We start from the raw sequence: 21,676 nt of genomic DNA on the forward strand, positions 1-21,676 counted from the left end.
GTAACGCCAAAGGAAGCAAGATGCCCGTGCGATGTGTTAAGACGATATGCCGCAGAGGTTTCACGCTGGTGGAACTGCTGGTGGTGATCGCAATTATTGGTGTCCTCGTAGCGCTGTTGCTGCCAGCCGTGCAGGCGGCACGCGGGGCCGCCCGCCGAACGTCGTGCACCAACAAGATGAAACAGATTGGGCTGGCCTTTTTAAACTACGAGAGCACCCATCAACGGCTGCCCATGGGAGCCAGACGTTGGGATCCCGTGAGCATGGGTAGCAGCGGGGAACCCGACACGCCGGTGTTCCTGTACATCATGCCCCACCTGGAACAGGCCGTGTCGATTGATCGCTACGATTTCAATCACCACAGTTTCGATCAACCCGATCCCCTGGCGGACGAGATCCTGCGTCGCTACTACCCGGTGTTTCATTGTCCCAGCGACGAATCGCAATACTTCTACCACCCTCGTCGGCCGGGCTACAAAACCAACTATGGTATCAATTGGGGGAACTACTCGTACGATTGCCAGCATGGAATCTATGTGGAGGCCAAGCAGGCAGTTGGGCGCGGCTGCCCAGGGAATACGACCAGCTCGAAATGGGGCGCGAATGCTCCTTTTTGGGCGCAATATGGTGCGAAGTTCTCGCAGATAACCGACGGAACCAGTAACACGCTGCTCTTGATGGAGATGCTGCAGGTGCCTGACCCCGAAGGGGGCGACATCGATCGTCGAGCAAATCCGTGGAACGACGACAGCGGATGCTACCAAATCATGGCCCAATTTACTCCCAACAGCGATCAGCCAGACATTAGCCGCTGCATCGAAAGCGATCCACTGTACCCATGCGAGAACTTGACCGGTGGTAGCAGTGCCAAGCGACGTCATCAACTCGTATCGCGTAGCAATCACTCCGGTGGCGTCGTGGCAACCAATGTTGATGGCTCGGTGCACTTCGTAAACGATGACATCGAACTGGTGGCCTGGCAGGCTATGAGCACCAGTAGAGGGGGCGAAGTGCAAGCAGAATGATCCCGTCCACAGCTCTGAAATAGCAGGACCGCTGCGAGCTTCCGCCTACAAACCCACAGTTCTGTTTCGCATCCGTTGCAGCGAGACTCCTGAACCCAACCTAGTATCAGTCCCACCCCAACTCCCTCCCCCGAATATAGGAACACCTTCCCCATGCAACTGCTAACCAAAGTAATTCTGATCACTTTGTCGACACTATTTACCGCACACTCGACGCTCGCCGAGGAGAGCTTGGACAAGCCAGGCACCAAGAGCCTGACCGTCGGTGCCGACGCCCCCAAGATCGACATCGAGAACTGGATTAGCACGGGCGGCGGGAAGTTTGAGCCCATCACGGATTTCGAGGCGGGCAAAGTCTACGTCATCGAATTCTGGGCCACGTGGTGCGGTCCCTGCAAAGCGGGCATGCCTCATCTGGCAGATTTGCAGGAGCAGTACGCCGATCAGGGTGTGATGGTGATTGGCGTCAGCGATGAGAAGCTGGACAAAGTCACCGAGTTCCTGGCCAGCGAGGTTCCGACCAAAGACGAAGCTGCCACACCCCAGACCTATGGCAAGCTGACCAGCGCCTACTGCCTGGCCAGCGACCCCGATCGATCGGTATTGAACGATTACTTCCGCGCCGCAGGTCAGACGGGTATTCCCTGTGCATTTGTCGTTGGCAAGGACGCGAAAGTGGAATGGGTCGGCCACCCCGGCAAAATGGACGAAGTGCTGGAGCAAGTGGTGGCCGACAGCTGGGACCGCGAGGCCTTCGCAGTGAAGTTCAATTCCGCGCAGCTCGATAAGAAGCTGAAGGCGGCCGTCAACGATGCGGTGAAGCAAGGCGATGTCGATGGCATGGCCCTGTTGATCGATAAGCTGAAGAATCTGGAAGTTGGCGACGAGTTCTCCGCGATGGTCGACAAGCACATCCAAACCCTGGAGGGGGTGATGGAGGCCAAGGCGCTCACCGATGATCCGGACGCCGCCATTGCCAAGATTGCAGCTGGCGAACTGAGCTACCGCGGAATGAACAGCCTGGCGACCGAGTTGATCAAGAGCGGCAGCAATGGCGAAGTCGTCTCGGCAGAACTGGCGTTGGCTCTTGGCAAAGCGTTGGATGTAAAGTTGGCCGACGTGCCCGACAGAGGGGCCAATCTACTGGTTCTGCCCAGCAAGTTGGGACGCGTCGCCGAGTTGTACTACCTGGGAGGCGACCTCGACCAGGCGATTGCAACCGCTGAGAAGGCTTTGGATATTCAGGACAAAGGGATCGAGAAGGTTGCAGAGCAACATGGCGACAAAGCGACCAAACTGCTGAAAATGCTGCGAAGAGGCACCATGCAAAAGCTAAAGAAATACGTAGAAGCTAAGGCTGCCTCGGAGGACGGGGTGGCCGGCAAACCGTCCGAAGCGTAGGCTCGTAGTGTGCCATTCTCTACATCCGCCATATCGCATGGCGGGGTGGCCACCACTCCGAACCCCAACGTTAGATCCATGTCTGTGCAATCCCCAATCCGCTTCTCGACGGCCCACCGTGTGCTTGCGTTTCTGCTTCTGAGTTGCCCTGCCTGTTTTGCTGGGGCAGAGCAGAGTTGGGACGTCGACTCGCCATCGGGGCGTCTCGCTGTGCATGTAGAAGTTGCAGACGGCGTGCAATACTCCGTATCGCTGGGCGACACGGATGTCGTTCTGCCGTCGCGCATCGATATGAAGGTTGGCGCCGCTGGGTGGTTGAGCAAGGCTGGCCCGGTTACTGCCAGAGAAGCGTTGCGCCAGGAGACAATCGAGTTTCCGGTGCCCCGCAAGTATCGCACGCTCGAGATGACCTATCGCGAGTTGGTGCTCAGATTTGGCGAGACAGCGAAACTCACGTTCCGTGTCTACGACGAGGGCGTCGCCTACCGATGGAGCACAGCGCTCGAGGGCGAAGTGAAGGTCTGGGACGAGGTCGCCGAGTTCGAGTTCCCCGCTACGACGAAGAGTTGGTTTCCCGAGGAAGACGACATCTTCAGCCACCAGGAACGCGTCTATCTCGACATTCCGCTCTCGAGCGTCACACCCGAGAGATTTTGTTCCACGGGCGTGCTGATGTCGCTCGAGAATGGGCCGAAGGTGTACCTCTCGGAGTCCGACCTCCGCAGCTACCCAGGCATGTTTCTGCGTGGTCTGGGGCAAGACCGAGTGGGCCTGGCAGGCAAGTTCGTGGGCTATCCCTTGAAGACGGAACTTCGAGGCGACCGCAACATTCCAGTGACCAACCACGCCAAGTACCTGGCCAAATCGGATGGAAGTCGCACGTACCCCTGGCGGGTGATCCTGGTGGCTTCCGAGGACAAAGAATTGATCATGTCTGAGATGATCTACGCCTTGGCGCCGCGCTGCGAACTGGACTCGACCGACTGGATTGAGCCGGGCAAAGTGAGTTGGGACTGGTGGAATGGAATCGACATCCACGGCGTCGACTTCCCTGTGGGCGTCAACACCGAGACGTACAAGCATTTCATCGACTTCGCCGCCGAGTACGGTCTGGAGTACATCCTGCTGGACGAAGGCTGGAGTGCAAGTTCCACGAACGTGCTGGAATCTCGCCCCGAAATTGACATCGAGGAAATCGTCGCTTACGCCAACGAGAAAGGTGTTCGCGTCCTGTTGTGGTCGCTTTGGAATCCCATCGATGCGGACATGGAAAACATTCTCGACCAATTCGAAAAGTGGGGCGTGGCTGGAGTGAAGGTCGACTTCATGCAGCGGGACGACCAGGCGATGGTCGATTTCTATTGGCGATGTGCTCGTGAGGCGGCCAAACGTGAGTTGCTGGTCGACTTTCACGGCGCGTTCAAGCCAATGGGCCTCCGGCGAGCCTATCCCAACGTCATGACCAACGAAGGGTTGAACGGCCTGGAGCAATACAAGTGGACCGATGAAAAGGCCACCCCCGAGCACGAACTGGTGCTGCCGTTCATCCGGATGGTGGCGGGCCCCATGGATTACACTCCCGGCGCCATGCGGAACGCCACGAAGAAGGACTGGCGGGCCATCGGCAATCATCCGATGAGTCTCGGCACGCGTTGCCATCAACTGGCCATGTACGTGATCTACGAAAGCCCCTTGCAGATGCTGGCGGATAGCCCGACGAACTATCGCGACGAACCCGAGTGTATGAAGCTCCTGTCGGCGGTACCCACCGTATGGGACGAACTAGTGGTGTTGGATGCCAAGGTATCCGACTACGTACTGCTTGCTCGCCGCTCGGGAGACGAGTGGTATTTGGGAGCCATGACAGACTGGGAAGGACGCGAGATGATGTGTCCCCTGAGTTTCCTGCCCGAGGGCGAGTACGAACTTCAATTGTGGCGGGATGGCGTGAATGCCGACCGCAATGCGGAAGACTTCTGCTACGAGCAGAAGCTAGTTACCAGTAGCGACGTGCTGCAGATCAAGATGGCCTCTGGTGGTGGCTGGGTTGGCCGGCTACGACCGGCAAACTAGCTATCCCCAATCGCCACGATGCCGAAGACGTCTTGCAGGAGGTTGGCAAAGCGGCACTGGCATCTTCCGTGGCGAGTTGGGCGAAGGGCTGATTTTTAATCGCTCGCTTGCCGACGACGAGGTGGTTGACGTGTCGGCCTGCCTGGGCAAACGATTCAATACTCCAACCAAGCCCGCCGGTTGCCCCCCGGGCGAGGCGCACCACTGTTTACGATGCACGCGGTAGTTTCAATGTTATCCAGGCTTGTCACACCTTTCTTGCGTCAAGTCGCGACTGCCTCGGCATTGCTTTCCTGTCCCTCTTTCGCAGGTCAGACTGTCGTGCTCTCTACATCCTGCCGCACTCGCAGAGTGCCCCTGCTGTTTAGCCTATTTCTTGCCTTTGCGGCCGGCATGTCGTCGGCCGTTGAAGCCAATGCCGCCGATAAGTCCACGCGCTGGACAGAGCAGCGAGCGAACGCCTGGTACGCCGAACAAGCGTGGCCGGTGGGCGCCAACTTCGTGCCCTCGACGGCCATCAACCAACTCGAGATGTGGCAGGCCGACACCTTCGATCCTGCGACCATTGATCGAGAACTGGGCTGGGCGGCCGACATCGGCATGAACTCCATGCGAGTGTTCCTGCACGACATTCCCTGGAAGGAGGATCCTGAAGGGTTCTGCGAGCGGATCGACCAATATCTGGAGATTGCCGACCGCCACGGCATCCGCACCATGTTTGTGCTGTTCGATGGCGTGTGGCGGCCCGAGCCCAAGGCGGGGCCACAGCCGGAGCCAATCCCCCGTACCCATAACTCCGGCTGGGTGCAGTCGCCTGGCAAGGTGATCCTGGGAGACCCCAACCGGCACGACGAGTTGAAAGACTACGTCCAGGGCATCCTCACGCGTTACAAAGACGACGATCGCGTGTTGATCTGGGATTTGTTCAACGAACCGGACAACGCCAACGTGGGGAAGTGGCCGGGGATGTCCATTACCGACATGCCGCCCGGCGACAAGCACGACCGTGCGAGCGAGCTGCTGGACAAGGCGTTCACTTGGGCCCGCGAGGTGAATCCTTCGCAGCCACTCACCGCCGGTGTGTGGGGCAATCCTCACTGGCTGGAAAGCCCGTCGCGGATTGAGGAAATCTCCCTCAATCGATCGGACGTGATCAGCTTCCACACCTATCACAATTCTACCGATGCCCAGCCAATCATCGAAATGATGGTCGACCACTTCCATCGACCGCTTATGTGTACCGAGTACATGGCCCGCGGCAACGGTTCAACCTTTGCAGGGCTGCTGCCGCAGTTCCGCGAGTACAAGATCGGCGCCTACAACTGGGGGCTGGTAGCTGGTAAGTCGCAGACCATCTATCCGCAGGACTCCTGGAGGAAGAAGTACACGGCCGAGCCCGAGCCGTGGTTCCACGACGTATTCCGGCCGGATGGCACCGCCTATCGAGAGAGCGAAACGCAACTGATCAGAGATCTGACCACCGACGATACCGGCTCGGGGCGGACCGGCTCCAAAACGGCGGCCGCCATACCGGAAGACGAAATCAAGGCTGGACTCGAGAGTCACGATCGAGCCCTCTTCGTCAAAGCGGGCTGGATTCGCGACCCGTACATCACGCTCTCGCCCGAGGGCATGTACGTCCTCACAGGAACGACTCCGCTGCCAGACGACGAGCGTCAGCACACCGATCCGTACAACACCGGACTGGGCCCTAAGAGTATCGTGGGCTGGAAGGCGCAGGTCTGGCAGAGCCCCGATTTGATTCATTGGGATTCACTGGGCACGCCATTCACGCTGGAAGATGGCATCTGGGCCAGCAAGCGGCCCCGCAAGTTTGCCAACACCCTCAGGTCCGAGTGGCGGCTGTGGGCGCCAGAGTTACATCGCATCGGCGACCGCTGGGCGCTAGTGCACACGAGCCCCGCTCCTGTTCCCGGCGCCAATCTCTCCTTCACGGAGGGACCAGAGATTAGCGGACCGTGGTCGAATCCCATGGGAGTGAAAATCGGTCGACGTCACGATCCATCGTTGTTCCAGGACGACGATGGCACGTGGTGGTTGATCTGGGGTGCTACGCAGATCGCCCCGCTGAAGGCCGATTTCAGTGGCTTTGCCGCGAAACCCACCACCATTGGTCCCTCTGGCGAAACCAGCAAGATGGGGCACGAGGGGTGCCTGATGTACAAGATTGGCGGCAAATACGTACTGTTCGGCACTGGCTGGTCGACCGGCCTGATGCGCAAAGGTAGCTATAATCTATACTATGCAGTAGCCGACGAGATCACGGGACCGTACACTCCCCGGCGTTTTGCTGGTCGCTTCCTGGGGCACGGAACACCGTTCCGCGACCAGCAGGGACGATGGTGGTGCACCGCGTTTTACAACGCCAATATCCCGCCGATCGACTCCGAGGAAATCCAGTCACGAGACTTGAGCCAGACCGCACAGACCATCAACCAGCAGGGCGTGACCCTGGTGCCCATGGAGGTGTCGTTCGATGCTTCCGGCGAGCCGGTCATCCGCGCGAAGGATCCTCGCTACGCCTCGCCTGGTCCTGACGAATCACAACAGTTTTAGAGTTACGGGTCGTTTCGAAAACCTGAGACACCGCTTCGAGGAGAAAGCATCACTACGATGAAGTTGCTATGTACCGTGTTCTGCCTGGTTGCATTTGTCTTGCCGGGCGAAATGACTTCCCTTGCCTTGGCCAAGCAGCCAAATGTTCTGTTGATCCTGGTGGACGATTTGAAACCGTCGTTCGGCGCGTACGGGGCTGACTTCGTGCATTCGCCGAATCTTGATCGCCTGGCCGAACGGGGCATGCGTTTCGAGGCGGCCTACTGCAATCAGGCGGTTTGTGCCCCTTCGCGGAACAACTTGTTGACTGGCGCCCGTTCGACTTCGCTCGGCATTTATGGATTGTCGACGAACTTCCGCAAAGCAGTGCCCAATGCGATCACGATGCCGCAGTATTTCATGCAGCATGGCTACCACTCCGCAGGAGTCGGCAAGGTGTACCATGTCGGGCACGGCAACACTGGCGATCCGCGATCGTGGAGCGAGCCGTTTCATCCCGAGATGGTTATCGACTACGCGCTGACCGAGAGCACCGGTGGAGAGCTCACCCGCGAGGAGGCGTATTTCAGCAATCAGGAGCTCAATCGCATCGGCGAATTGCCTCGTGGGGCGGCCTGGGAACGTGCCGACGTGTCGGACGACGACTATTCCGATGGACGAATCGCCATCGAAGGCATCGAGCGACTTCGCAGGTTCAAGAAAAGCGATAAGCCATTTTTCCTGGCCTTGGGTTTCACGAAGCCGCATCTGCCGTTCTGCGCCCCGGAAAAGTACTGGGCCATGTACGATGGAGTGGCCTTGCCACTGGCTACCACGCACGACTATCCCGAGGGAGCACCCAGCTACGCCGGCAAGGACAAGCATGTCGAACTAAATCAGTACAAGCCAATACCGCAATCGCCTCCGCTGGATCCCGAGGTGGAGAAGACCCTCGTACAGGGTTACTATGCCGCTTTGAGCTACATGGACGCGCAGGTGGGCCGCGTACTGGACGAGCTCGACAAACTTGGTCTGGCCGAAGACACCATCGTCGTCTTGTGGGGCGACCATGGCTATCACTTGGGCGACCACGGGGCGTGGACCAAGCACACCAATTACGAACAAGCCAACCGCATCCCGATTATCTTCGCCGGGCCGGGAGTCGCCCAACCGGGGTCGATCTCGTCGGCGCTGGTCGAGACGGTGGACATTTATCCGACGCTGGTCGAGTTAGCTGGCCTGCCTGAACTCGATGTTCCGCAGCCCATCGACGGGTTGAGCCTGACGGGCATTCTGGCTGGCGAGCAAGATTCCGTGCGTGACCACGCGTACCATGCGTACCCTCGCGGCAATCGCCGACTTGGTCGCGCCATACGAACGTCGCGATATCGGTTGGTCGAATGGATGCAGTTCGGCAGCGACGCGGAACCCGAGTACGAGCTGTACGACTACCAAACCGATCCGCTAGAAACGCGCAACCTGGCGGCTGAGAAGCCCGAGTTGGTGAAAGAGCTTCGCGAGAAGCTCGACACGCACGAGGATCCCGTTCCTCCTGGTGGCTGGCGTTAGATTCGTCTCCACTGCACCTGGTTGGTCAGGGAGTACTCCGCCAGGCTGGCGAAGGCTTCCGCCGAAATCTCGACTTCCCGATCACGCAAATGCTCTGGGGCGTTGGACGCCTCGACGTCGCGGTAGGTACGATCACGGGCCAGCAGCAGCAACAGGGCGTCGGGCGACGTCGCCTGGTGGTGCGGACTCGCGTCTGCTCGTGAGCTTATCGATACCCTGCGCGGAGGAGCCGAAGACCGGGCCGATTTCCCATCCAAGGTCAGGCTGGAGGACTGTTCCTGTTGGCTATCGTTCACCGCGGGTTCACTGGTGGGGGGCGATGCCTCGCTCGCAAGCAGCGTAGAAGAGGTAGGCGTCGCGGCCTGAAGGGCGGCGATCGGTAGCGTAGCCCCCAGGTGGTTTCGCCACACGACGTAGTCCGCCAGATCGACCATTCCATCGCCGCTGCCATCCGACTCGGATCCCGGCGTCACGGTGGTGCCGAACTGCAGCTTCCACTTGACGTAGTCGAGCTGGTCGACCGTGCCGCTGGCGTCGTAGTCGCCGGGGATCGTTGGCACCGATGGTGGGGCCACGCCGGGCGATCCGCCATCCTGCGCGCTCGCTTGCCAGTTGGTGGAATCGTCGAATGGATCGTCGGGCGACGTGGCCAGCGGGTCTTCGTCGCCGGTTAGCGGGCCGACGTACTCCAATGACGATCCACCACCGTCCGGGCCGCTGGGCCAAGGCGCCAAGTCGTCGTACGTGAACGATTGCAGCACCGTTCCGAACGAGTCGACGAGCGTTATGGTTTCGCCACCGTTGCTGAGACTGCCGGCGTAGGCGGTAGCCACCACGTTGCCGACCGCTGGGTACTGGGCTTGGAACGCCGCCAGGTCTTCGGCCACGACGATCCTTTCGCCAGCCGCCAGCGTGCCGCCGGAGAAGGTAAAGCCATCAGTCGAAAAATCGGTGATCTGCACGCCGGCGAGGTCTATTGTCTCGGAACCGGAGTTCAGCAGTTCGATGTACTCCGACGCGCCCGATCCGGCGGGGTTGTACATCAGCTCCACGATTCGTAGTGGCAGGCGTTCTGCGACCACAAACGTCTCGTCGACTTCGGCGCTCCAATCATTCGCAGTTCCGCTCTGAGAGGTGTCGAGCACCCTGGCCCGCACGCGCGCACCAGCGGTCAGTTGGACTGCGCTCCCCGTGTATGCGACGGCCGTCGAACCAATGCCGCCCCCCGCCGCGCGGGGATCGGTTCCGTCGGTGGTGTAGTAGATGATGCCGCCACCGTTGGGGTTGGCGAGCACCAGATCAAACGGCGCGGTGAACTCGCCGCCGTACTGATTCAACGTGGGGGCGACAAGATCAACCAACCAGTCGGTTTTGCCGACGCCGCTCGAAATGGTGTGGTTGAAAATGTCGATGACAATGTCGGTGCGGCTCGCGTACGGCCCGTTGGCAAAGAAGAAATGGTCGGACGTGTACTGCACGTTGGTGGCCCAGGTGCTGCCAGTCTTGTCGGGAGTCCGGTTGTCGCCCCATCGCGCGGCCTCCGCGTTAATCGCTCCGGAGATCTCATCGACCCGCGCCTGCCACACGGCCTGGGCGTTGGCCGGTGTCAGCAATCCGTCGTTGTGCATCAATTCCTGCACGCGATCGGAGAACCTCAGGCGGTACTCTTCGCTGGCCATCAGCTGTTGATGGATACCCGTGGGGCCGAACTCGTGTTCGCCAAAGTCATTGGTGATCAGCTCCGTCTGGTCGTAGTCCTGGTTGCGCCCGTCGCCGGCGGGTGCGTTCTGATCGTTGGGGAAGGCGTGTTCCTGATCCCACGAATGGAAATGCCACTGGCCGTTGGGATCAGCGCCATTGAGCGAAGCGAACCAGTTGAGCTCGCCCCAGTCGTAATTGCCTGCGTAGAAGAGGACGACCATGTAGTCGATGAAGGAGTCGACATCGAGTCGCTCGGCGACGTCCTGATACTCGTTGAGATCGGACAGGTTGTCGTCGACTTCATCGAGCAAGACTTGATACGCAATCTCGGCCGCGAGTCCGCCATCGGCCTGCAGGTACTTGCCTTGGGTGCCGCCATGCACGAGGTTCTTGCCTTCGAAACCCTTCACCACCAGGTAGTCGTCCTTGTCGCCGCCGTAGTACTCTTCGGCAAAGGCGTCGGTGGGCCGTTCGTGGGCGTTGTAGATGCCCCAGTACAGCCCGTTGATGTAAAGGTGAACCCAGCGCCCGTGCGGCGCTTCTCCGCCGGCCAGGTTTTGCAGATCGGCCACCACCTGATCGTGAACGTAGGTGGCGTAAGGTCCCTGCGTGGTGGTGTTGTTGACGTGGAACGTGTAGTTGTACTGGGCGTCGAGCACCAGCGAGTCGAAATCGTCCGCCGCGTTGGCGCCATCGGCGACCGAATTGCCGAACAGTGAAGCCGATTCCAGTTTCGTGTCGTACGGTTGCTTGAACTTGACCTCGAACGAGAGTTTGTCGCTCCGCCAACGATTGGTGCTCGAGTGACCTTGGATCTCGACCAGCGAGTCGATCTGGAACTCCTCGGTCTGGTCGGCCGTGAAGTACTCGAGCGACGCAAACCGCTCATCGCTCTTGTTACGCCAGCGCTCGTCCTGCGTGTAGATGCCATCGTCGTCGCCGCCCGATCCGTTGCCGAACAGCTCTTCCCAGTCCATCACCAGCGACATGGTGGGAATCGACTGCAGGTCGGCCTTCAGGTTCTCGGCCCCGACAGTGGAGACGACGGTGGGATCGATGTCCCAATCGGCCCCCGCGTGCCCCCACGGACTGTATGTCGGTAGCCCCGTGCCGTCCTGCCCTAGTACGGCGTCGAGGAAGACATAGGTCTGCGTATCGACGTTCGAGGAGAAATAGCCATCCTTGAAAGCGGCCGCACGCACCGTGACCACGCCGGCGTCGGTGTAGCTCAACGTAGCGGGATCGACCTTGATCGGGCCGGCGTAGGTGGAACCATTCGCCAGCGTCGGCATGCTTCCATCGACCGTGTATCGAATGGTTACGTCGGGTATTTCCACCGAATCGGGCCCCACCGCCGTAATCGTCAGGTCGAACGACGCATCGTAGAAGCCGCGATCGTGTGAGAAAGCCGTATCGGCGAGCAGGCCCAGATAGCCCGCCCCGTTCTCCATGTCGGGCGTGGGGGTGACCATGTAGCCCACGGTCGCGGCGCCAGCCGCCCGCTCGGAGGTCAGTTCGGCATGCACCAGGTAGTCGCCGGTGTCGCTGGTATGGTTCGCGGCGTAGACAGCCAGCACGTTGGTGCCTTCGACAATCGTGTCGAGCCAGGGCGTCAGGTCGAAGGTTGCCGGCGATCCGGTGATAGTGGAGTTATCCACGTTCTGCCGTGCATTCAGTCCACCGTTGCCATCGTTGGAGTCCGTCCAGTCGCTGCCGATCTTGAACATCGTCGGCACGCGCTGCCGCCCGATCTCTCGCCCGTTGAGGTAGACGATGAATCCGTTATCAACACGCAAGTCGAGCGACATGGAGGTCAGCTGGGCAGCATCCATTACGCTGAACGGCATCCGCGCGTAGCCAGCGATTTCGCCCGCCAGCGATACGTTGCTGTCCTGCCAGGGACTGCCGTAGCCATAACCGAGACCATTCGTGGTGCTCGTCCAGCCGTCTGCTGCCGTGGCCAGATAGTCGATGTCGGTCCAGTGATCGTCGACGGCCGCATTGGGGCCGGTGAAGGGCCGGAACATGGCGGGACTGCCATCGCCAGTGGCAGACGTACCCGCGGAAAGCAGTGTTTCCGTCAAAGTGGTTTCGACGCCAACGCCCAAACCATAGGAAACGTCGGGCGACTGGTGTGGGTAGTCGGCGAATTCGGATTCGATGGTCGATCCATCCGCTTGAACCAGTCCCAGGTAGCCAGGCTCTCGCGAAAGTTGAAAGTTCGTATGGAGCTCGCTACCGACGAGTCCCACTTCGCCATTGTTGCCCGACGCGAACACCAGCAACGTTTCGCCCGGCGCGAGGCTCGTGGTCTCGATCGTGGACGGGATCTGCCATTTGGCGAGGTCGACCGAATCGTCTGTGAGGTACCAGCCCGAAACGTCCGCGATAGCGGGTCCCGTATTCTTCAGCTCGATCCAGTCGTGACGATGGCCGGCGAGGTCCTCGAGCCCATCGTCGTTGCCTGCCAGGAACTCGTTGATCACCACCGTCAGGGCGAGGCGTGGTTCCAAGGATTCGCAGTGAAGAGTCTGGCGATGTTCGCGGTGCTTGGCATTGAGTCGGGTCGCGTATCGGTGGTGCATATCGGGGAGAGCGACTGGGGCTCCATGAGCCCGCAACCTGTAGTGAATGGAGAAAAGCTGTGAGAACCGAGCTACAAGCTGGGTCGTGGTGCATTGTGCCTACGACGACCCTATGTTGGTAACTTAGAAGAAACCTCGCCGCTCCACCAACTTTCCCACGCCCTGTAATAGGACACGCAGGCGGCGCTATGGCTTCTTCCGCTCGGCTTACTTGCCTAGAACAGCGCAGCTGGGGACCGCTTTGCGAAATCTGGCAACAGCGGCAGGGCTGACGAAGGTATCGGTGAGATCTATCTCCACCAGCTTCGCGGCTGTTTCGAGCTGCGCGAGTTCTGCCTCCGTCAGTGTAGTATCACTCAACACCAGGACCTCGAGTGCCGGCAGCGCGGCGACGAACTGCAGGACCCTTTCGTTCAGCTGGCAATGCTTGAGCCTGAGGAATCGCAAGTTGTCCAGAGCCGCTGGCTTTTCAGTGCCGCTGGTTGTGATACCCACGCGATAAAGTTCGAGGTCGTGTAGATTAGGAAAGAAATTTCCCAGTTCGTCCAACTGCAGCCCTTCGATGTGATTGTCGATGATTTGCAGGCTGACCAGGTCCCTGCTGGTTTCGAACCACTCCACGCAGGTCCATTCGGCAGTGGGCGGCCGGACGAAGATGTCGCGCCACCTGGCAAAGTGGCCGCGACGGTACTGGCCTGCGGCCCAGTGCACTCGGCAACTTTCGGGCAGCTGTTCGTGCAAGTATTCGATTCCGCTGCGGGTGATGTTGGTGTCGCGAAGGTGCAACTCTCGCAACTGCCGCCGCTTGATCAGATATTGCAAGCATTGGTCGCTCGACTTGGTTTTGTCGAGCCTCAATACCTGCAACTTTGGCATGTGTTTCAGATTTACCAATTCGCCATCTACCAGTTTGCTCTCACTCAAGTCGAGCGTCGTGAGGTGTTCAATTTCGCCGAGGTAGGGCAGGGCATCGGCAGGCATCCTGGCCTTGAAGCTTCCTTCCCACAGCGGTCCATGCTCCCGCTGCATGGCATTGCACAGCGCGCGAAAACCTCCGACGTTGGAGGTAGGATAGAACCCGTTGGGCTCAATGCGCAGTTGTGGCTTGCGTCGTTGCAACTCGGCAATGGCTGCTTGCGAAATCGCATACGGGTCGACGCGAACGCAGCTCAGCTGGGGCAGATCGTAAAGGTGTTGAAGGCCCCGGTCGGTGATGGCCGTACGCCGCAGGTCGACGTACTCCAGGGTGTCGAGCTGCGCGACCAGCGGCATGCCATCGTCTTGCAGAACGCGCTCGGTGGGCTGGAACTCGAGACAAAACGCGCGGTGGGTATCGCCCATGTACCGAGTTTTCCCGCCAAAGGCTTCCAGCAACTGGGCGGTTTCCGCGTCGCGACGATGCGCCAGGAACACGTGAAAGTGCTTGCCCCCGTAGGCGAAGCCCAGGCACGACACCGTGACCACCAGCAGCATGATCTGGGTGCTTACCCGGGGCCGCCACGGCGGATGGGGATCCGGCGGAAGCGGCGGCAGGTAATTGCGGTCGGCGGTCATCCAGTCGCCCCCCTCTGGCGTACTATCCGGATTCTCGCAGTTGGGCCTGTATCCACGCGCCTCGGTCCTGTGTTCCGTGGGTAGTACGCAGACGCGTGCGTGGTGGTTCTAATAATCTTCGATTGTTTCGCTCTCCAACCGGAATTTCCCTGGTGCAGGGTTCGTATACGCTCCAGGATACTGTCGAGCTTCGGTCAGACTGTCGCGATGTAATCCATCGATCACGGGAGGCAAGCATCCGGCAAGTATGGCAATCGCAACGACCATCCCCCGCTTTTCCATAAGACAATTGCTGCTGCTAGTGGCCGTGGTGGCGATCGGTGCCTGGATCTACCGTTCTTTCCACCCGTTGGGGCCACTACTGGCCTTGCTGTATGGCCTTACCTGTATTGCCCTGGTGGCCATCACTCGCGAGAAGATGCCGCTTGCCGCGGCGTGTGTGCTTGCCGGGATCATCGTTGGCTTCATGGGCTTTCCCATGGTCATGATGTCGGCCCATCCGGTGCCCGGCCATCTGCTGAACCGAGTGCAGCCCGGCATGACGCAGGCGGAAGTCGAGAGGTTGCTGGGAACGCCCGCCCGAAAGAGCGACTACGATTGGGAGTACGGAGGCTTCACATTTTGCCATATCACCATCCGTTTCACATCGGACGGCAAAGTCGACTACGTGGTTCACGACCACTAAGGGCTGCCGCTCATTTCGCTTGAGCAGGCGCCTCCGGCAGGAAGGACCAAAGTGGAACCCATGAGCTAACATGCTGAGGGACAACTTGCCGCAAAATGAGGCGTTACGGAGGGGGACTTGGCATTTTTTTCTTGCGAGTCCACTGTGCCCTGGGTACCTTCGGTGGAATGAATACTTGTGAAGTGGGGCGACACCAGCGTGCTGAAAGCGCAGCTCGAAGAGATGCCTCAGCGGCGATTTGGGGCAGCCAACACTGTACACCAACTCTGAAAAAACGTTCTGGGGCATGGTCACGCCTGTGCCATGCACCGCGATTGGCGCAGGAGAGTCCCTGATGTTGAAGCAACTTCTGATCGTAGCGGCCGTGTTCGTGTGCCCCGTGGGGCTTCATGCACAGATTCTGCCACCCGTGGGCCCCTTTTACGGGTTCGAATCCGTCTCGGGATTCGACGAGGGTTGGGAATTCGTTGGCGGGTGGATGACCATGGAAGTCCAGCCGGGCAGGCTCACCCCCGACATGATCACCGGCTGGGAACTTCAATTCATGTCGCCGTCGAGCGAAACACCGCATCGGCTGACTGGGGGCGACTTCTCCGGCAACAGTTCGGTGAGCATTCCGCAGCCCAATTATGTCTATCAGGAAACGCTGACCGTCAGTCTTGACGGCGTTACCCAAGGTATCTCTGCCACACTCGAGATGCCGCAGTACTTGGAATTCAGTTCCAACGACGGCACGCTCGGCGCGACCTGGTATGGTGGCAGAACATCGACTGCCCATCCTGTGCCTTACCTGCAGCTATACGATTCGTCAGTCACGTCCATGCCGAACTACTCCGAAGCCCACCTCGAGGTGGGAGCAAACAACGTTGCGAGATTCGTAGCGGCGGAAGAGGTGCCGGAGCCGTCGACCTTGCTCGGCGGAATCTTGGCGCTGGCGGTGGCTTGCTGCGGGCGACGGCTGCTTCTTTAGCCTCTGACGGCGGCAATTCTCATCGGCGTGCAATTCGAAACCGCGTCGAAAGATGTGGAAGAGGCAGTGTCGATTGCCCGACCCAAAGTGCGACGCATCGTTCGGGGCGAGGAAACGGGGCAGAATGAAAGGCCGCCGGCACGTTAGTCGGCGACAGTCTACTTGTCTGAAGCATCTGTGGGATAGCGGTTCCCGCATGCATCGAGTCATTCTTTGAATGTTTCCCTGACAGGCGGTAGACTGGAAATCAGTCTTATCCGCCTGGACACCGCGTGTTTCCTTCTCGTTCGCTTAAACTCGAGACGCACGGAGTGACCTATGAAACGTTTCTTGTTAGGCACTACTCTCGTCGCATCACTGGCTGCCGCATCTACTGCTCACACCCAGGTCTTGCTCGCCGAGTTTTCAGAGCAGAGCTATCCAACGAATCCGATGAATGGATACGGCGGTTTTACATTTGGAGACTTCAGCGTTGGTGGGGCGGTGACGGCCACATCGGACAGCCTTGTGCTCGATGTTGCGGTGGACAACGACGGGGTAAACGGAAAATTTGGGGGCGTCGGCGTCGACTTCGGCACTCCCGCCGAGATAGCCCCCAGCGTATTCGTTCTCCAGCCCATCGACTTCGATTCAGACGTGGCGTGGTGGGAGATGCGCGTGAAGTTGCTCGAGAGTAACGAATCGACGACAGTGAACGCCGTATACCGCGATTCCGACTCGCCTGACAACGCCGATCAAGAGGAGTATCAGTTCAACTTCGACCTTTCGAGCATACCGGATGATGCACAGTTCCATGTGATCACCGTCCCTGCAAATGATTTCGGTTCTTCTTCGCCCTCCACTGGAACGCCCGATGGGATGAACAACCCTGGTTTGAATCAAATCCAGATCCAAAGCGTATTTGGCAGCGACCTGCGCACTCACATCGAAGTGGACTACGTGAGGATCTATACGGTACCCGAGCCCACGGGGCTGACTTTGATGGGGTTGTGCCTTGCTGAAGTAGTACTCGTCTGGCGCAAGTCTCTCAAAATCTGTTGAGGTGTGGCACAAGAGCAGGACCGCACGGTGGTGCCACGGAGTTGGCAGGACGCCCGCGCCGTGAACCTTGAGTCAGGACTTTCAAGACCGAGTCGATCGTTTACCTGCCGCGCGGTCTGCTGCGTAGATCCTGTTCTCCCGAAGTGCCTGCCCCGCGACCACCAAAGGGCCCGCTCTAATCCCCACTTTCTCCCACGTCGCCAGGCGAAATTTTACACGCCCTGTGGTAAAACGGTGCGGGGCAATCCAGGTGGATGGGCCGGCCCCGCCAGCAGGCGGTTGAGTATTCCGCGGCGGCACCGTCGGCTCGCAACAACGCTGGTTCCTGGTCCCCCCGAGTAATGTCGCAGTTTTGTCGCACCTGCGGCGAACCGAGCGCAACAACCCTTGGAGTTTTGTCGCACCCCCCGATTGGTTTTGTCGAGAAAACAGGTCGTTTCAAGTGAAGGGCTGCGACAAAACGCCAGGAGTAATGTCGCAGTGAATCGTATTTAGGCCGTACTGCGACTTTACTGCGGCAAAACCCTGCGGCCGGCGTCGTCGGCTTACAACTAACGCCTCTCGCCTCCCCATGCTCGCACTCGAACTTTTAGTTGCCAAACAGCTTCCCGAACGTGGTCCCCTGTGCGCCGTGTATGGCGACGACGATTACCTGCGGCGGGAGGTGTTGATGCGGTTGCGCGGGGGCGAGTCGGCCGCCTACTTCACCGGCAAGGAGGCCGACTGGCGGGACGTGCACGATGCACTGACCACGATGAGCCTGTTTGGCGACGATGCCCAGGTGGTGGTCGTGGAGGAGGCTGACACTTTTGTCACGGCCTGCCGCGACAAGTTGGAAAACTGGGTGAACTCGCCACACGGCTCGCGGACCCTGGTGCTGGAGGTCAAGACCTGGCCCAAGACCACCCGGCTGGCCAAGGCGACCGACAAGGTGGGGCTGGCCGTCGACTGTGGCGTGCCGACCGACAACAAAGGGGGGCGGCTCAACAAGTTCACGACCGCCGCCAAGAAGTGGCTCTCGCACCGCGCCAAGCACGTGCATCAGTGCGAGCTCGACCGCACGGCCTGCGACCGGCTGTTCGATCTGTTGCCACTGTCGCTGGGGCTGATGGATCAAGAAGTGGCCAAGCTGTCGCTGATGTCCGACTCGGGCGTAGTAGATTTGCCGCTGGTCGAGGCCAACGTCGGCGATTGGCGGACTCGTCAGACCTGGGACATGATCGACGCGATGGTCGAAGGACGGGCGGCCGAGGCGATGAAGCAGCTCGACAAACTGCTAGCAGCGGGCGAGGAGCCGATCCCTATTCTGGCGCAAGTGGCCTACACGCTGCGAAAGTTCGCCACGGCCAGCCGGCTGGTCGAGCAAACCGAAGCCGCCGGACGACGGGTGTACCTGCCACAGGTGATGCTCGAGGCGGGGTTCTGGAAGAACAAGACAGACGACGCCACCCGGCAGCTGAAAGCCATCGGCCGTCCCCGGGCGCTGCAGCTATCGCGTTGGCTGCTGGAGATGGACCTGGCGATGAAGGGCTACAATAGCGGGGCGGACGCCGCGCGGTTGGAGCTGGAGCGACTGATAGCACGCTTGTCGGACGAAGCCAAGCCAGCCAGGGCAGGGGCCCGGTGACTCGACGTGGTGTGCCTGGGAGTGAGCTCCGCCACCCATAGCTTACCGCTCGCGCGGCCAAGCTATCACCGCTGTCAGGCAAAAGATTCGAGCGCTAACGAATGTCGCCTTGCCGCCGCTCTTTGTATTTCCTACCATCCGCCTCGCAAGTGCTAGGGCCTGCCGACTTTACGACGGTCGGGTCCAAATTGTTGGGGACCAAGTGTTGGGGGGAGGGAATCGATAGACCTGGCAATGTTCATGGTGCGAAGAACACACATATTACTGCTCGCGGTAGGTTGTCTGGCGCTCACCGGCTGCCAGTCGATGCCGTGGACGCGTACGGCCTCGAACGATGCGCCGAAGTCGCCCACGGCAGATCTGCCGATGGCCATTGGTCGCGAGGGTTCGAGCCTCGCCACACCCGAAGTACAACAGGCCGCCTCGTTCGCCGATCCCAACGCCTTGGTGTCCGGCAATTCGAATATCACCCCGCTCTCGGGGCAGGAGCTTTCCCAGAGCGATGAGGTGCTGCGCGAGTTGAACACCATCGGCGCGGTCGACCCCGTGGCGGCACAGCAGTTGGTCGAGCGGTTGCAAGAGACCAAACCGTCGCTCCGTCCGCTGGTCGCCCGACAGTTCCGCACCAGTTGGCAGTATCACCGCGAGAGGTTCGGTGGCCTAGGCGACACGGCGTTGGCTCAAGAGTCGCAAGAGTCGACCGACAGCGTGACCCACGTGGCACAAATGCCATCGCCGGCGGATGCGCCAGCGCCTCCACCTACTCTGGACCAACCACCAACGACGTACCTGCCGAGCGAGGCGACGCCGGCAGCCGAACAGGCGCCGCCCCAGCCCGCAGATTCGAACACTGGGCCCCCTTCGCCACCGGGACCGCAGGCATCCGCCGCCGTCAAGCCGCTGAAGCAGGATGCTCAGGTGCAACAGGCGGCGCACGTCGAACCGGTTGCTTCGGCACCGCCGGCCGAGACGAAGGATACGCCTGGAGGAATGGAAGTCGAGGAGCCACGCAGCTGGCAGGAAGTGCTCGGGCAGAGTATCGACAAGCTGGCTGACGACGTGGTAAAGGACCCGCACAACACGGACGAAGCGTACCAGCATGTGCTGCTGCGAATGATGCAACTGGTGGCCGGCGATAAGGAGCAAGCGCTGGAACCGATACCTGGACTGACGCCCACGGAGCAAAGTTACTGGACCAATCAGCTATTCGCCATCGCGACGCTGCTCGACCACCAGGCGATGCCTGACGAGGAAGCCCGGGCCGCACTGGCCGCCGAGCAGTTGGCCGAAGCGGCCGCCCGGTTGGGTGAGCTGTCGAACCTGGAAGTGCGTAATCTGGCGTTCTGCAAGCGGGTGTATGGCTATGGCGACTTTGACAGGCAGCAGGAGGATAGCTACAAGCCGGGGCAGCAGGTTACGCTGTATGCCGAGGTGGACAACTTCCGTAGCGAATCGACCGACAAGGGGTATCACACAGCACTCGCTACCAGCTACGAAGTGCTGGATCAGGCCGGCAACCGCGTGGAAGGTGGCGAGTTCGCCACGGTGGAAGATTACTGCAGTCGCAAGCGGCAGGATTTCTTCATCGAGTATACGGTCCAACTACCCAAGCAGATTTACGCCAGCAAGTACGAGCTGCGTTTGACGATCCGCGACCGCTTGAGCGGCAAGATCGGCAAGTCATCCATTGCGTTTGAAATCGTGGAGTAAGCACGAGGTTCGTTGCCGCCACTGACGAGCAACTCCTCGTCCGAGGGCAGCATGAAGTCATACGACGTCATTGTCGTCGGTGCCGGGGGCATCGGCACCGCTACGATGTGCGAACTCGCACGGCGAGGACTGCGGGTGCTGGGCATCGACCGCTTCTCGCCACCGCACGTCCGCGGCAGCACGCACGGCGAGACTCGTATCATCCGCCAGGCGTACTTCGAGCACCCCGACTATGTCCCCCTGCTGTGGCGGACTTACGAGCATTGGAACGAGCTGCAGCAAGCCACGGGCGCCAGGCTCTTTACACCATGCGGCCTGGTGGAAGCTGGACCCACCGATGGCGAAGTGGTTGCCGGTGTACTGCGCGCAGCGCAGGAGCACACGCTGGAGGTCGAACAGCTGTCAGCCGATGAGATCGCCAAACGCTGGCCGGCGCTACGCTTGCCGGACGACATGACCGCCGTGTTCGAACCCACCGCTGGTTACCTGCTGGTCGAGCGGTGTGTGGACGTATTGCTGCAGCAAGCCAGGCAGCACGGCGCGGAGCTGCTCGCCGATTGCGGAGTAATCGGCTGGCAGGCAAGCGACAAGGCCGTGGAAGTCGCGACCAGCAAGGGATCCTACTCGGCTGCGTCGATGGTAGTAACCGCGGGCGCTTGGGCCGCTGATTTGCTCGACGACCTGGGCGTACCATTGACGGTGCTGCGAAAGACACTGTTCTGGTACCCAGCCGCCGGAGTGGAACGCGCCACGGAGTTGCCAGCCTTCCTGTACGAGTTCGACTTTGGCGTACCGTATGGGTTTCCCGTGATCGATGGTCAGTTGATGAAGGTAGCCGTACACAATGGAGGGGCACCGGTCGACGATCCTTTGCGGAGCGAAGATCAGGTCGACTCCCACGAACTGGGCGTGACGCAGCGTTTTCTGTCCCAGTGTGTAGTCGGGGCAGGGGACACCCCGACAGTCAGCAGTACCTGCCTGTACACGATGACGCCGGATAGCCATTTCATAGTCGATCGGCACCCTGAGCACGCGAACGTGGTGTTCGCCGCTGGCCTGTCGGGACACGGCTACAAATTTGCACCCGTATTGGGCGAGGCATTAGCCGACCTGGTGGTCGCGGGAAAGTCAGAGCTTTCGATCGACTTCCTCGGCCTGCACCGATTCAAGCTGTAACCA

At 60.1% G+C, this 21,676-nt stretch carries 13 protein-coding genes; 11 read left to right on the forward strand and 2 right to left on the reverse strand.

The genetic code is table 11. The annotated features are described in order from the left end of the window. Nucleotides 1-20: 20 nt before the first annotated feature. The 5 genes from NG895_RS26515 (at nucleotide 21) to NG895_RS26535 (ending at nucleotide 8,624) form a co-directional block, all read left to right on the forward strand. A complete protein-coding gene (locus NG895_RS26515) occupies nucleotides 21-1,025 on the forward strand; it encodes a DUF1559 domain-containing protein (protein ID WP_252855581.1) in 1,005 nt (334 codons plus the stop codon). 153 nt (nucleotides 1,026-1,178) lie between these two features. Further along, the gene (locus tag NG895_RS26520) at nucleotides 1,179-2,426 is read left to right on the forward strand and encodes a TlpA family protein disulfide reductase (protein WP_252855582.1); all 1,248 of its coding nucleotides are present in this window, start codon (nucleotides 1,179-1,181) and stop codon (nucleotides 2,424-2,426) included. A 78-nt stretch (nucleotides 2,427-2,504) separates the two neighbouring features. Continuing rightward, nucleotides 2,505-4,499: a glycoside hydrolase family 97 protein gene (locus NG895_RS26525; protein WP_252855583.1), complete on the forward strand. Its 1,995-nt coding sequence runs from the start codon at nucleotides 2,505-2,507 to the stop codon at nucleotides 4,497-4,499. A 321-nt stretch (nucleotides 4,500-4,820) separates the two neighbouring features. After that, nucleotides 4,821-7,076, forward strand: a complete 2,256-nt coding sequence (locus NG895_RS26530) for a family 43 glycosylhydrolase (RefSeq protein WP_252855584.1) — start codon at nucleotides 4,821-4,823, stop codon at nucleotides 7,074-7,076. Nucleotides 7,077-7,133: 57 nt separating this feature from the next. Further along, nucleotides 7,134-8,624 (forward strand): sulfatase, encoded by a 1,491-nt coding sequence (locus NG895_RS26535; protein ID WP_252855585.1) that lies wholly within the window; start codon nucleotides 7,134-7,136, stop codon nucleotides 8,622-8,624. Here the strand turns inward: NG895_RS26535 and NG895_RS26540 are convergent. Then, nucleotides 8,621-12,910 carry a lamin tail domain-containing protein gene (locus tag NG895_RS26540; RefSeq protein ID WP_252855586.1) on the reverse strand — a complete coding sequence of 1,430 codons (4,290 nt, stop codon included), beginning with the start codon at nucleotides 12,908-12,910 and terminating at the stop codon, nucleotides 8,621-8,623. The genes NG895_RS26535 and NG895_RS26540 overlap by 4 nt on opposite strands. Before the next feature lie 207 nt (nucleotides 12,911-13,117). Then, on the reverse strand, nucleotides 13,118-14,464 hold the full coding sequence (locus NG895_RS26545) for a leucine-rich repeat domain-containing protein (RefSeq protein ID WP_252855588.1): 1,347 nt from the start codon (nucleotides 14,462-14,464) through the stop codon (nucleotides 13,118-13,120). Nucleotides 14,465-14,711: 247 nt separating this feature from the next. Between NG895_RS26545 and bamE the strand changes: the two genes are divergently transcribed. The 6 genes from bamE to solA all read left to right on the forward strand — a co-directional run bounded on the left by bamE (nucleotide 14,712) and on the right by solA (nucleotide 21,673). After that, nucleotides 14,712-15,149: an outer membrane protein assembly factor BamE domain-containing protein gene (bamE, locus tag NG895_RS26550; protein ID WP_252855589.1), complete on the forward strand. Its 438-nt coding sequence runs from the start codon at nucleotides 14,712-14,714 to the stop codon at nucleotides 15,147-15,149. Nucleotides 15,150-15,483: 334 nt separating this feature from the next. Continuing rightward, a complete protein-coding gene (locus NG895_RS26555) occupies nucleotides 15,484-16,119 on the forward strand; it encodes a hypothetical protein (protein WP_252855590.1) in 636 nt (211 codons plus the stop codon). A gap of 318 nt (nucleotides 16,120-16,437) precedes the next feature. Further along, nucleotides 16,438-17,160, forward strand: a complete 723-nt coding sequence (locus tag NG895_RS26560; protein WP_252855591.1) for an HORMA domain-containing protein — start codon at nucleotides 16,438-16,440, stop codon at nucleotides 17,158-17,160. 571 nt (nucleotides 17,161-17,731) lie between these two features. After that, nucleotides 17,732-18,787, forward strand: a complete 1,056-nt coding sequence (holA, locus tag NG895_RS26565; protein WP_252855592.1) for a DNA polymerase III subunit delta — start codon at nucleotides 17,732-17,734, stop codon at nucleotides 18,785-18,787. 240 nt (nucleotides 18,788-19,027) lie between these two features. Beyond that, nucleotides 19,028-20,497 (forward strand): hypothetical protein, encoded by a 1,470-nt coding sequence (locus NG895_RS26570; protein WP_252855593.1) that lies wholly within the window; start codon nucleotides 19,028-19,030, stop codon nucleotides 20,495-20,497. A 51-nt stretch (nucleotides 20,498-20,548) separates the two neighbouring features. After that, nucleotides 20,549-21,673: an N-methyl-L-tryptophan oxidase gene (gene solA, locus NG895_RS26575; protein WP_252855594.1), complete on the forward strand. Its 1,125-nt coding sequence runs from the start codon at nucleotides 20,549-20,551 to the stop codon at nucleotides 21,671-21,673. Nucleotides 21,674-21,676 lie beyond the last annotated feature (3 nt).

The sequence above is a fragment of the Aeoliella straminimaris genome, assembly GCF_024054565.1.
GTDB lineage: Bacteria > Planctomycetota > Planctomycetia > Pirellulales > Lacipirellulaceae > Aeoliella > Aeoliella straminimaris.